The sequence below is a fragment of the Parafrankia discariae genome (genome assembly GCF_000373365.1).
GTDB classification, from domain to species: domain Bacteria; phylum Actinomycetota; class Actinomycetes; order Frankiales; family Frankiaceae; genus Parafrankia; species Parafrankia discariae.
Genome location: NZ_KB891282.1, coordinates 1 through 12,877, shown reverse-complemented (window position 1 = coordinate 12,877; position 12,877 = coordinate 1). Strand labels below are relative to the sequence as shown.

At 70.7% G+C, this 12,877-nt stretch carries 10 protein-coding genes; all 10 read right to left on the bottom strand.

From position 1 onward, the window contains the following. Window positions 1–445: 445 nt before the first annotated feature. The 10 genes from B056_RS0133095 to B056_RS0133050 all read right to left on the bottom strand — a co-directional run bounded on the left by B056_RS0133095 (window position 446) and on the right by B056_RS0133050 (window position 12,548). Window positions 446–1,375, bottom strand: a complete 930-nt coding sequence (locus tag B056_RS0133095) for a zinc-dependent alcohol dehydrogenase (protein WP_018506129.1) — start codon at window positions 1,373–1,375, stop codon at window positions 446–448. Next, a complete protein-coding gene (locus tag B056_RS0133090) occupies window positions 1,372–2,559 on the bottom strand; it encodes a CaiB/BaiF CoA transferase family protein (RefSeq protein WP_018506128.1) in 1,188 nt (395 codons plus the stop codon). Before B056_RS0133090 ends, B056_RS0133095 begins: the two co-directional genes overlap by 4 nt. A gap of 59 nt (window positions 2,560–2,618) precedes the next feature. Then, entirely contained in the window at window positions 2,619–3,590 is a 972-nt protein-coding gene (locus tag B056_RS0133085; protein WP_018506127.1) for an LLM class flavin-dependent oxidoreductase, read from the bottom strand. Window positions 3,591–3,782: 192 nt separating this feature from the next. Next, window positions 3,783–5,078, bottom strand: a complete 1,296-nt coding sequence (locus B056_RS0133080) for an amidohydrolase family protein (protein ID WP_035753661.1) — start codon at window positions 5,076–5,078, stop codon at window positions 3,783–3,785. Window positions 5,079–5,858: 780 nt separating this feature from the next. Then, the gene (locus tag B056_RS0133075; RefSeq protein ID WP_018506125.1) at window positions 5,859–6,428 is read right to left on the bottom strand and encodes a TetR/AcrR family transcriptional regulator; all 570 of its coding nucleotides are present in this window, start codon (window positions 6,426–6,428) and stop codon (window positions 5,859–5,861) included. 173 nt (window positions 6,429–6,601) lie between these two features. Then, a complete protein-coding gene (locus B056_RS0133070) occupies window positions 6,602–7,867 on the bottom strand; it encodes an acyl-CoA dehydrogenase family protein (protein ID WP_018506124.1) in 1,266 nt (421 codons plus the stop codon). 25 nt (window positions 7,868–7,892) lie between these two features. Next, on the bottom strand, window positions 7,893–9,020 hold the full coding sequence (locus B056_RS0133065; RefSeq protein ID WP_018506123.1) for an acyl-CoA dehydrogenase family protein: 1,128 nt from the start codon (window positions 9,018–9,020) through the stop codon (window positions 7,893–7,895). 104 nt (window positions 9,021–9,124) lie between these two features. Beyond that, window positions 9,125–10,267: an RNA-guided endonuclease InsQ/TnpB family protein gene (locus B056_RS0133060; RefSeq protein WP_035753657.1), complete on the bottom strand. Its 1,143-nt coding sequence runs from the start codon at window positions 10,265–10,267 to the stop codon at window positions 9,125–9,127. Window positions 10,268–10,357: 90 nt separating this feature from the next. After that, window positions 10,358–11,212, bottom strand: a complete 855-nt coding sequence (locus B056_RS0133055; RefSeq protein ID WP_018506122.1) for an SDR family NAD(P)-dependent oxidoreductase — start codon at window positions 11,210–11,212, stop codon at window positions 10,358–10,360. A 127-nt stretch (window positions 11,213–11,339) separates the two neighbouring features. Then, entirely contained in the window at window positions 11,340–12,548 is a 1,209-nt protein-coding gene (locus B056_RS0133050) for a CaiB/BaiF CoA transferase family protein (protein WP_018506035.1), read from the bottom strand. Window positions 12,549–12,877 lie beyond the last annotated feature (329 nt).

Genomic DNA, 12,877 nt, shown 5'->3' with positions numbered 1-12,877 from the left:
TTCTCGGGTGTGGTGACGGTGCTGTCTGAAACGGTCTGTGGTGTTGTCGGGTGGGCAGGTGGATCCCGGGGCGGCGGGTCTGGGGCCGTGCCCGGGTGTGGCGGTCGGCCGGATGGACCCCGAGGGCCGGGGTGGGAGGTGCTGGTCGGCCAGCATGGTCTTCCAACGGCGCCGCCGGTACGGCCCCCAAGGGACCGGCAGGCCCCCCGAGCTGGGGTTCTGTCACTCTCGCTGGGCGTGGAAAGGCCCGGCCCGGGGGCGGTGGGGCGGGTGGTGTCTCATCGGGGCCCCGCCGGGGAAGGCTTGCGGAACGCAGCTCAGGCTGATCCGTCAAGGGTCCGGCGGGAACGGACACGCACGGCCCTTTAGTCGCGCGAACGGAACACCCCACCCCGTGGCGAGAAACCGGACACGGCGTCAGATCACCCGACACCGACCGGCGGGGTCAGGGCTCGACGACGACGCGCAGGACGCCTCTGGAGCGGTCGCGGGCGGTCTCGAACGCGGCCACGGCGTCGTCGATCGGGAACCGGTGGGATATCAGCATCCCGGGGATCTCCGGCCGGGCGGCGAGCATGTCCGCCACCTCCGCGAACTCGCGGCGGCCGTCGTGCGCGCTGTACCCGAGCGACGGCCGCAGCGCGACCTCCTTCAGCGCCAGCTCGGAGTGCGGCAGCGGGACGCCCTGCAGGATTCCGGCGTAGACCACGGTCCCCCGGGGCCGGGCCAGCTCGATGCCGCGGCGCAGCGCGCTCCCGGTGCCGCCGGTCTCGATCACCACGTCGTAGTCCGTTCCGGGCGCCACGGCACCGAGGCGTTCGCGGGCCTCGTACTGGTGCGGATGGCGCGCCTCGACGGCGACCTCCGCCGCGCCGAGCGCCTGCGCCGCCGCGGCGGCGAGGATGCCGATGCCGCCCGCGCCGACGATCGCGACCCGGCTGCCCGGCCCCACCCCACCGAGCCGGGCGGCGTGCCACGCGACCGACCCGGGTTCGACCAGGCAGGCGTCGCGCAGCGCGAGCCCGGTGGGCAGCGGGGTGAGCGCCCGGCGCGGGGCGCGGAAGTACTCGGCCATCCCGCCGGGCGCCGTCATCCCCAGGGCGCCGCCCAGCAGGGTGTCGCAGAACTGCCGGTTCCCGGCGTCGCAGTGGGGGCAGTTCCCGCAGCCGGCGATCGCCTCGACGGCGACCGGTATGCCGTCGGCGGTGACCCCGGCGATCTCGTGGCCGGCGATCTGGGTGCTGCCGTAGTCCAGGTACAGGAAGTCCGACGCGCAGATGCCGACCGCCGCCACTTTGATCAGCTCGCCGTCGCCGGCCGGCTCGTCGACCTCGACCAGCTCGACGCCCGGTGGCGCGTTGCGGACCGCCTTCATCCGGGGGCCTGGCCGGGTGCGCGGGCCCCGTCCGGTCGGTCGACGGAGGCGGGCTCCTGCCGGCGACCGATGGCGCCGCTGTCCGTCAGCTCGTCGATCTCGGCAGTGCTCAGCCCGGCCTCCTCCAGCACCGCGCGCGTGTGCTGGCCGACCGGCGGCGGGGGGTGGCTCTCAGCCGGCGGCCGCTCGCCGTCGGCGTCGCGCAGGCGGACCGGGGAGCGCGGGACGGTCAGCCCGCCCACGTTCCGCAGCAGGCCACGGGCGGTGACGTGCGGATCGCTCGGCAGGTCCGTCCCGCGGTTCACCCGCACCACGCTCGCGCCGAGCGGGCCGAGCTTCGCCACCCAGTCCTCGGCCCGCGCCGCCCGGAACTTCTCGGCCAGCTGCCCGGTCACCGCCTCCGGGTCGTCCCACCGGTGCAGGGTGGGGGCGAGGTCCGCCAGCCCGAGCCCCGTGCACAGCGCCGCCCAGGTGCGCGGCTCCGCGGCGGTCACGGCGACCCAGGTGTCCTCCGCGCACTCGTAGAGGCGCCGGTCCGGGCCGGTGGGAACGCCCCGCGGCCCGGTGTCGATGATCCCGTCGGCGGAGGACAGCAGCCAGGTCGCCGACTCGGAGAGGCTGATGTCGAGCTGGCTGCCCCGGCCGGTCCGGTCCCGCTCCCGCAGCGCGGCGAGGATGCCGACGCTCGCCATGAGCGCGCCGACGGGGATGGGGAGGATCAGCTGCGGATGCCAGGGCAGGTCCGGCTCCAGCGCCGTCAGCAGTCCCGAGTGGGCCGCGAACGACAGGTCGTGGCCGGACCACTGCGCGTACGGTCCGTCCTGGCCGTAGCCGGTGATCGAGCACCAGACGAGCCCGGGTGCCCGCGCCGCCGCGTCGGCGTACCCGAAGCCGCGCTCGGCCATGGCCCCGGGCCGCTCGTTCTCGACGAGCACGTCCGCGTGCGCGGCCAGGCGCCCGAGCACCTCCAGCCCGCGGGGGTGCCGCAGGTCGAGGGCGATCGACCGCTTGCCGCGGTTCAGCCCGATCGGGCCGTCGAACAGCCGACCCTTCGGCGACTCGACCCGGATCACGTCCGCGCCCAGGTCCGCGAGCAGGACGGTGCAGAAGCCGCCGGGTGGCAGCCGGGTGAGGTCGAGCACCGTGACCCCGCTCAGGGGCGGCTTCGGATCAGGATCAGTCATCGGTCCCTCCTGGGGCCTGTTCGCGGCGTTGGGGCACGGGGCTGGTTCGCGGGACCGCCTCAGGCGACCCTCGGCAGAACCTCGCGTTCGAACAACCGGAGGCTCGACCAGGCCAGGTCGATCGGCATGCCCCCGCAGAGCGGGTGGAAGTTCGCGAACGGGGTCCGGGACGCCCGCAGCTCGGTGACGAGCTGATCGGGTGTCACGACGCGGAACTGCCCGCTCGCCCGCAGCTCGTCGACGTCGGCGACCGAGCGGTAGGGAGTCGAGACGTCGTCCTGCGCCTGCCAGGCGCCGTAGGTGTTCATCTGGTGCAGGAAGTAGGGCGCCATCTCCTGCCAGCCCTTGTCCGGGTCCTGCGCGAGCACGGTCGTGCGGGTGGCGCCGATCGGGCTCGGGCCCGGGTCCGGACGCCCGAGCCGTTGGACCTCGTCCCGGTAGAACTCCCACACCCGCAGATCCGAGGGGATGAAGCCGTCGGCGATGCGGGCGGCCCGCCGCGCGGCGGGTTCGCTGCTGCCGCCGAGCGAGATCCAGGGGCCGCTGGGCCGGTAGGGGCCGGGCGTGAGGTGCACCCGGCGCCCGCGGTAGTCGAAGGGCTGCCCCGAGAACGCGGCCTTGAGCGTCGTGACCACCTCGGTGACGCGCCGCGGCCGCTCGTTCATCGGTACGTCGAACAGCTCGAACTCCTCCCGCACGTAGCCGGCGGCGACCACGAGGTCCACCCGGCCCTGGCTGAGGTTGTCGAGCACGAGCAGGTCCTCGGCGAGCCGGAGGGGATCGTGGAACGGCGCGATGAGCGCCGCGATACTGAACCGGACGGTCCTGGTGCGCGCGGCCATGGCGGCGAGCATGACGACCGGGCTCGGCAGGTAGCCGTCGGCGGAGCCGTGGTGCTCGGAGACGGTGACGGCGGAACAGCCCAGCCGGTCGGCCCACTCGACCATGTCCAGGGCCGCGGCGTAACGGTCCGCCGTGCTCGTGCCGGCGAACTCGGGGTTGCGGAAATCAAAGCGCAGTGCGAATCGCATGCGATCCACCTTCCATCGCTGGGTGCCGTCGCCAGCAATGGCGAATCGTGGCCCCGTGACCTTCGGTGGGTACCGGACGGCTCCAGCCGCCGCGGTACCCACCAGGCGTGTACAGGACGACGGCGGCCGGCGACGCCATGCCGTGTCCTGCCGTGCCGGCTGCGACGTGCTCGCTCCAGCCCCCGCGCCGGACTAGCGGCCGAGGAAGTTGTACAGGTTGTCCCGCATGATCTTGCGGATGGTGGTCTCGTCGAGGTGCTTGATCAGCGAGACGTACTGCATCGGGTCGGGGATGCCCTCGGAGTGCGGGAAGTCGGACCCGAAAACCAGGCAGTCGGCCCCGACGACGTCGATGGCCTTCGACACGTTCTCCTCCGGGAACGGCGCGATGACGCAACGCTCCTTGAAGATGGACGAGGGACGCCCGGGCAGGGTGCCCCACCTCGGCTTGCGGCCGAGGAGCATCGCGTGGTCGAGCTTGCGGAGCAGGTAGGGCAGCCACACGGTGCCGAACTCGGCGATCAGCACGTTGATGTTCGGGAAGCGGCCGAAGAGGTTGTGGTACATCATGGCCGTGACGGTGTCCATGATCGGCCGGTCGCCCCAGTAGGAGACCCACTGGAACCCGTCGAAGTGCTGGTAGCGGGCGTTCGGGTCCTCGCTCCACTCGGCTCCGTGTCGGGCGTAGGTCCCGCCGAGGTGGACCGCGACGCGGACGCCGGCCTCGTTGACCCGCGACCAGAACGGGTCGAAGTAGGGGTCGAACGGGGAGCGGCCCCAGGCCGGGCCGGGCTGCAGGTCGACGAGCTGGGCACCGCGGGCGAGGGTCCGCTCGAGCTCGGCGACCGCGTGGTCGATCTCGACCAGCTGGATGGGCACCGGGACCAGGATCCGGTTCTCGTGGGTGTAGCCCCAGTCCTCCCACAGCCAGTCGTTGAACGCGCGGTTCACCGCGTAGCCGGCCTCGATGTCGCCGCGGCGGAACGCGCTCTCCCACCCGGTTCCAACCGCGTGCAGAACGGCGACCTCGACGTTCTGCATGTCCATCAGGGTCAGCCGCGGGTCCTTCTTCTCGAAGGCCGGCCGCATCGCGTTGTACCGTTCGACGAGCTGTGCCCGGCTGAGTTGGTCGAGATCCTTCATCGGGTTGAGCTTGTTCAGCATCGCGCCGGGGATGGGAATGCTTCCCTCCATGGCGGGAAGCTCATTGATGTCGACGCCGCCGTGGCCACCCTCGGGCTGCGAGTGGACGCCGAGGGTCCGCCTCTCGTGGCCGAGTTCCTCGTCTTCCTCGTGCTCTTCCTCGGTGAGCATCCGAGGCTCGCCGGGCAGCCAGGCACGCTCGATCATCTCGGCGGAGAGGTAACGCGACGTGGCATCGGACGGGGCGTACAGGTGGTGGTCGGCATCGAATATGCCATACGAGAGGCTCTGCTCAAGATCCGCGACGTAGATACCGCGCGATCCGAGCTGAGGGGTCTCAGTCAACGGGCCCTCCACGAGTTCTTCATGATCGGAAAATTTAAACTCAGTCTAACTCCTGAGGATGTCGACACGCCACCCTGTCTGTCGCGCCGCACCTGCTACCAGGTGGTAGGTCGAACACGTGGGCTCCATCCGTACGCCGGACTGCCCGGCGCCATCCGAGTGGCGGCCGGGAACGCTCCCGTGCGCACCGGCAGCCCGTTATCGACGGCCATCGAGGGCGAGCCTGGCGGTTCGTCGGGTAAGGTCTGGTGACGGCGTTGTCCGACCCGTCCACGGCCGCTGTGGGCCCCGATGGTTGCGCCATGGGTTGTCTCCATGGATTGTCTCCATGGATGTCGCGCGCCGGGTTGCGCGGGGCGGGCTGTGCGGTGGGTCGCGCGGCGAGTTACCCGTGGGGCATGCTGTGGGTTACGCGGCGCGCTGCGCTGTAGGCAGACGAACTTGCCGCGATTCATCCGGATGCGGTGGCGCTATCCACGGTGGCCGGCGGCGGGGGCCGGGCTGCCGGTGGGCGAGCTCCGTCACGGCCGGGCTCTGCCGGCGCGCCACCTCGGGTGGGTGCGCTGCCTCGGCAGCACGGCCATCGGACGAGCATGATCGCGACCGGTGCGCGTACACCCATGTCTGCGCGGTCGAGCGGTTCAGGCGACATGCGAGGTCGCCGACGATCTCGGTCGACCGGAGTCGGATGAGATCGGAGTCGGCCCAGGCCCAGGCCCCGGTCGAGGCCAGAAGGGCCGGTCCACCTCGGCCCGGGGCCGTGTACCGGAAGGCTTCGGATCAGCCTGGAAGGTCGACGTCGGGGTGCAGCCCGGCCGTCACGATCGCCGCCCGAAGGTGCAGCGCCTGGTTCAGCTTCGTCAACCGTCCGTGCGACCACTCCATGATGCAGTCCACGACCAGCGCCTCGAGAATCTGCGCCATCTCGGACGAGTCGACCCGCTGGGTCACCTCGCCTTTCTCCTGAGCTTTGGCGAACAGCTTCTCGAACGCTTCCGAGAAGGCCGGGCCGCTGTAGGAGGCGTGGACCCGGTGTGGTCTGCGGAACTCGGCGAGCGCGCGGCTGACGGCTGCCGGAGGAGTGCCCTTGATGTTGCGCGCGACAGCATTCAGCACGGTGCGCAGCGAGTCGTCGAGACTGCGGTCGGAACGGACGCAGCGGTTCGCCGACTCGTTCAGCACAGTCGCCGTCTCGGCGCCCATCTCGAGCAGAATGTCTTCTTTGTGGGCGAAGTGGAAGTAGAAGGTTCCCTTTGTGACGCCGGCCGCCTGGCAGATCTCCTCGACCCGCGTGTCCTCGATACCGGTCTCGAATCCGCGCTCGGTCCACAAATGCAGCGCGGCGCGCACCAGACGATGCCGGGTCTCCCGGGACCGCTCCTGTAGAAGGCCCGCTCGCCGGCGCGGCTCATTCGAAGTGCTCACCGTGCGGAGTATACCGGTACCGCCAGGCCCGATGGTTCCCCTCGCTCGCCTGGACCCGGCCCGCCGCGTGGGCGGGCCGGGCCGGGCGGCGGATCACATCACGGGTTTTCCAACCACCGCCGCGCGTTATGAAGAACCTCACTGAACGGCTTGCCGCGATCGAAGCTCGGCTCCCGCGGCAGCCCGAGAACCCGCTCGCTGATCGCGTTGCGCTGCATCTCGTTGGAACCGCCGGCGATCGACCAGACCCGACTGTTCAGATAATCCAGCGCGGCGCGCCGCCCGTCGTCCCCGCGCCAGACGAGGGGCATCCCCTGTCCGATTTCCATGACGAGACGGGCGCGCAACGGGTCGTGTACCCCCGCCGCGAGCTTCCAGTAGGAGGCGATGCCGGCCGCGGGCTTGTCGCTGGAACGCAGGAGTCCGGTGATGCGCCGGCCCAGCTCGCCCCGGGCCCAGTCCGTGGTGTGGATCCGGGCGATCGCCTGCCGGGCGACCGGATCGTCGGCCCGGCCGGCCGCCCGGGCCACCTCCAGCAGGAACGGGTCGATCTCGGCGGCCTGCGCGGGCGGCATGTTGAGCGGGTCGTCGCGCCCCGAGCTGCGCTCCACGAGCAGCATGGTCTGGGCGACGGTCCAGCCCTGGTCCACCTCGCCGATCACCTCGTCGGCGCTGACCCGGACCTCGTCGAGGAACTCCTGGCAGAACTCGGAGTCCCCGGTGATCTCCCGGATGGGCTGGATGGTGACGCCCTCGGCCCGCAGGGGGACCGCGAACCAGGTGAGGCCGCGGTGCTTGGGCGCGTCCCAGTTCGTCCGGGTCAGACACATCCCGAAGTCGGCGTAGGAGGCGCCGCTGGTCCAGATCTTCGACCCGGTGATCAGCCAGTCGTCGCCGTCCCGGACGGCTTTCGTCGTGATGCCGGCCATGTCCGAGCCCGCGTTCGGCTCGGAGAACAGCTGCACGAACAGCTCGTCCCCGGAGAGGATCCGGGGCAGGTGACGAGCCAGGAACTCCGGCGAGCCGTGCCGGATCAGGGTCTTGCTGACCGGGCCGTAGGTCGTGCCGCCGGCGTGACCCAGCTCCGGTGTGCGGTAGCCCGCGGCCTCCTCGGCGAAGGCTCGGGCGTGCTCGTCGCTGAGCCCCTGGCCGCCGTACTCCCTGGGCCAGTTGATCCCGGCGTAGCCGGCCTGGTGGAGCTTCTTCTGCAGCGCCCGCTCCGGCAGGTAGTCCTCGGCGGTGTGCGCGCCGGAACCGTCGCCGCGGACGAGACCGGACTGGCCCTGGTCGCGGGGCTTGAGGTTCGCGGCGAGCCAGGTCCGGGCCTGGCGGCGGTAGTCCTCGAGATCGGGCTGGTCACCCATGACGCCTCCTGTCCTCCGTCGTTCTCTACAGGCCGGCCAGCTGACAGACCCGCTCCCGGTGCCAGGTGGGCGAGCCGTACAACGACGCGTCGGCGGTGAGGCGACGCAGATAGAAGTGGAAGTCGTGCTCCCACGTGTAGGCGATGCCGCCGAAGTGCTGCCAGCAGTTGTGCGCCAGTTCGACCGCGGCGTCCGAGACGAAGGCCTTGGCCATGCTCGCCGCGTGCGCCGCCCCGGCGCTGTCCTCCTGGAGGGCCCGCGCCGCCGCGCTGACGACGGCGTGGCTCATCTCCAGCGCGAGGCTGCTGTCGGCGAGCTGGTGCTTGACCGCCTGGAAGGAGCCGATCGGGCGGCCGAAGGCGATGCGGTCCTTGCAGTACTGCACGGTCAGGTCGAACAGGTACTGCATCGCACCGGCGGTCTCCGCGGCGCTGAGCACGCCGGCGAGCTGGAGCTGGGTGCCGACCGCGTCCGTGGCCGCGCCGGGTGCGCCGAGCAGCGCGGACTCGTCCAGCACGACGTCGTCGAGGCGGACCTCGCACAGCCGGCGGCTCAGGTCGAGACCGGAGAGCACCTCCACGGTGACGCCCGGGGTGCCCGTCGGCAGCAGGAACTGGGTGAGCCCGGCGGAGCCGGCGGCGGCCAGCAGCAGCCACTGCGCCGACTGCGCCTCCAGCACCAGGCCCTTGCGGCCCGCCAGGCGGTAGCCGCCGCCCGGCGCCGCCTCGCAGGTGACGCCGCGGGACCCGGACCAGTCCCCGGCCGGGTCGGCGACGGCCCACGCCGCCGCGGCCTCCCCCGCGATGAGCGCGGGCAGGATCTTGGCCTGCTGCTCCTCCGAGCCGTGGGCGCTGAGGGCGGCCACGGCCACGTTGGTGTCGATGAAGGTACCCGGCTGGAGGAACCGCCCGCGCAGTTCGGCGAGCAGGGTGGCGTCGAGGACGCCGGCACCGGACACGCTCCCGCCGCCGAGCGACTCGGGGGCCAGGAAGGCGAACCAGCCCAGCTCGGCGGCGTTCTCCCGGTAGGAGGGGTCGACCTCGCCGCCCGAGTCGATCAGTGCGCGCACCCGGTCCAGCGATAACGTCGAGTCGATGAAGCGCTCGGTGGTTTCCTTGAGGAGACGCTGGTCGGGGCTGAGATCGGGGTCCACGCTGTTCCCTTCAGTGCGGTTTGACATCCTCCCCGGTGTGAACTTCGGGGATTCCCGTACCTCGCGATCCGGGTTCCTGCTTCGCCGACGGACGCCTCCTCGCTTCAGGAGCGAGGTGGTCTCACTCCATCTCCACAGGCGGACACCGCGAGCCCCGCGGCCAGAATGTTCCGTGCCGCGTTGATGTCCCGGTCGTGGACCGCGCCGCAATGGCAGGTCCACTCCCGGACGTCCAGCGGCAGGTTCTCCACGACCGATCCGCAGGCCGAGCACGTTTTGCTCGACGGGTAGAAACGGTCGACCGCTATCACGGTGCGACCGTACCAGTCGGCTTTGTATTCCACCATCGCCCGGAACTCCGACCAGGATGCGTCGGAGATGGCGCGGGCCAGCGAGTGGTTGCGGAGCATGGTGCGGACGGACAGGTCCTCGACGACCACCGTTTGGTTCTCGCGGATGATCCTCGTGGACAGTTTGTGTAGATGATCCCGGCGTCGATCCGCGATCCTGCCGTGGATCTTCGCGACCCTCGCGCGGGCTTTCACCTGGTTCGCCGAGCCCTTCGCCTTGCGGGACAGGTCCCGCTGCGCCCGCGCCAGTCGGACCCGGTCGCGGCGCTCGTGCCGGGGGTTGGGGACTTTCTCCCCGATCGAGAAGGTGACCAGCGCTGTGATGCCCGCGTCGATCCCGACCTGCCCCCCGGCCGGCGGGAGGCCGGTGACGGTGTCCTCGACCAGGATCGAGACATGGTACTGGCCGCGGGCGTTCCGCGACACCGTCACCCGCGAGGGCGTCGCGCCGTCGGGCAGCGGACGCAACCAGACGATGTCCAACGGCCGGTCCTGCTTGGCCAGTGTGATGTTCCCATTCCGGTAGGTGAAGCAGTTCCGGAAGTAGGTCGCCGAATCGAGGCTCCTGCCCTTCTTCTTGAAGGAGGGATATCCAGCCCGCTTCTCCCAGAAGTTCACGAACGCCGTCTGCAGATGGCGCAGCGTGGCCTGCAGTGACCCTTTCGACGGTTCGGCCAGCCACGCCGTCTCCGTGTCCCGCTTCCACGCGGTGAGCATCCTGTCGGTCTCCGCGTGCGTGACCCTGCGCTGCTCCCCGGTCCAGGCGCGGGACCGTTCGGCCAACGCCCGGTTGTAGACGTAGCGGATACAACCGAAGGTACGGGCCAGCTGCGCGGCCTGTTCGGGATTCGGGTAGAAGCGATAACGATATGCCCGCTTCACCACCCGAGAAACCATACCCGAAAGAATAGCGTAATTCCCTGCCGCCCTTGTGTTGATGCGCTAACCCTGCGCCGAAGGACAGTGCTTGCGCGCCACGTGTCCCGGTCACAGGGTGACCGAGTAGCCGCCGTTGACGGGGTAGGTCTGGCCGGTGATCCACGAAGCGGCGGGCCCGGCGAGGAAGGTGATGAGGCCGGCGACATCGTCGGGTTGCCCGAGCCGGGGGATGATGTAGCGCTTCAGCTGACGTCGCACGCGGTCCGCCACGACCTCCGACTCGCGGGCCATGGCCTCCAGGCCGATGGTGTCGACGGTCCCGAGCGCGACGTTGTTGACGGTGATCCCGTCGCGGCCGACCTCCCGGGCGACCGCCCGGGTCAGGCCCGCCGCGCCCGCCTTGGCGGCGGCGTAGGGGGCCATGTGCGGCTCGCCGACCCGCCCCGCGTCCGAGACGATCGTGATGATCCGCCCATGACTGGACGCGATCATGTGCGGGAGCGCCGCGCGGATGCAGTTCATCACCCCGAACAGGTTCACCGCGAAATAGCGCTCCCAGTCGGCCGGCTCGGTGTTCGCGAACTCGCCGAGGCTGACCGAGGGGCCGCGCACACCGGCGCCGGGTGTGTCCGGCGTGCCGGGTGCGCTCGGCGCGGCGGGCGCCTTCGCGTCCCGAACCGCGGGACCCGCGTTGCCCGCGTTGTTGACCAGGATGTCGACCGGCTCGGCGGTGATCGCCTTGGTCGCGGCCGCGTAGTCGGAGACGTCGAAGGGACTGGCCACCGCGTTGCCGCCGCTCTCGGTGATCTCCTTGGCGACCGCCTCGGCCCGGTCGGACACGTAGTCGTTGACCAGCACCCGGGCGCCGGCGGTGGCCAACGACAGGCAGATCGCCCGCCCCACGCCCTGCCCGCCACCGGTGACGACGGCGGTCTTTCCGTTGAGATCGATCGTGAAGCTCACGGGGTGCGCTCCTCTGGTGGTCGCGCCTCGGCGAGGAACCGGACGTGTTCCGGTTCCCGGGGCGACCCTTCTTCCGGGGGATCTTTTTCCAGGGATCTGTGGCGAGGCATCTGCCGCGAGAGGTCTGTCAGGTGATGGCGCCGTCGATTTTGAGTTTGATGATGGTGTCGTCGGTGTGGCCGAGTTCGTGGAGGAGGGTGTCGGTGTGTTCGGCGAAGAGGGGGGCGCGGCGGGTGTGGGGGGGTGTGTTGTCGAACTGGACGGGGTTGGTGACGAGTTGGCGGGGTTTGCCTTCGCTGTCGGTGAGGGTGGTGAGGTAGCCGTTGGCGTGCATCTGGGGGTCGTTGAGGATGTCGTGGGGGTTCTGGATGGGGGCCCAGGGGCCTTCCATGGTCTGGAGGTGTTCGGTCCAGTGGGCGAAGGTGTTCGCGGCGATGGCGTCGGCGATGTACTGGCCGGCGTCGGCGGCGTTGGCGCGTAGGGCTTCGGCGGTGGTGAAGCGGGGGTCGTCGATGAGGTGGTCGAGACCGAGGTGGTGGCAGACGTCGGCGAAGTAGCGGAACGCCTGGGGCATGGTGAAGTTGATCCACCGGCCGTCGGAGGTGCGGAAGTGGCCGACGGTGGGGTTCCCGACCGTGTTCATCATGGTCTGGTTGAGCGGGATCGGGGTTTTGCTGGCGCCGGTGAGCGCGGCGTTGCCGAGGTCGAGGGCGAACGCCCAGGCTCCCACGGACATGAGGGAGACGTCGACGACGGAGGTCTGCCCGGTGGTGGCGCGGCCGTAGAGGGCGGCGGCGATCCCGCCGGCGATCGTCATCCCGCCGGTGGAGTCGCCGTAGGCGCCGGCGGGCATGGTGACCACGCGGGGGGAGTCCGGGGGGGTGACACCCCAGGCGCTGCCCATCCGGCACCAGAACGCCGACCCGTCGTAGCCGCCCTTCTCCGCCCACGGCCCGCGCTGGCCGTGCGCGGAGCCCCGCACGTAGATGATGTCCGGGTTGGCCTTGCGGATGTCGGCGACGTCGAGGTGTAGCCGGGCCCGCGCGGCCGGCAGGAAGTTCGTCAGGAACACGTCGGCGTCCCGGCACAGCTCGAGCAGGATCTCGTACCCGCCCGGGGTCGCCAGGTCCAGGCCGATACTGCGCTTGCCCCGGTTGGGATGATCCATCAGCGGCTGGAACGTGCCGTCCTTGGGATGGTTCACCATCCCCCGCTGCGCGTCCCCGGCCTCCGCGTGCTCCACCTTGATCACATCGGCGCCCCACTCGGCCAGGACACCCCCCGCCGCCGGAGTGAACGTGAACTGGGCGACCTCGACCATCTTGACGCCCGCCATAGGTTGATGCACTCCGCCGCTCTCCCTTCCACCCGCACCGCGACGCCAGCGACGCCCGTGTGCGCCTGTGAACTCGACCGGACGGCACCCAGACGCCTCAGGCACCTGCACAAGGCCCCGCCCCGCACACCATAGTTAGACCGAGTCAAAGAACGCAAGAGGGCCCCGACCCACCCCCACACCCCCGCCGACCCACCACACCCGCCACCACACCCGCCACCCCGACCCACCCGCACCACACCCCCCGCCAGGTCAAATCGAGGGTTGTGTGACCTGCGCCCACCTGCTAAAAAGTAGACCTCACAAATTGCACTCAGTTGAAACTCTGG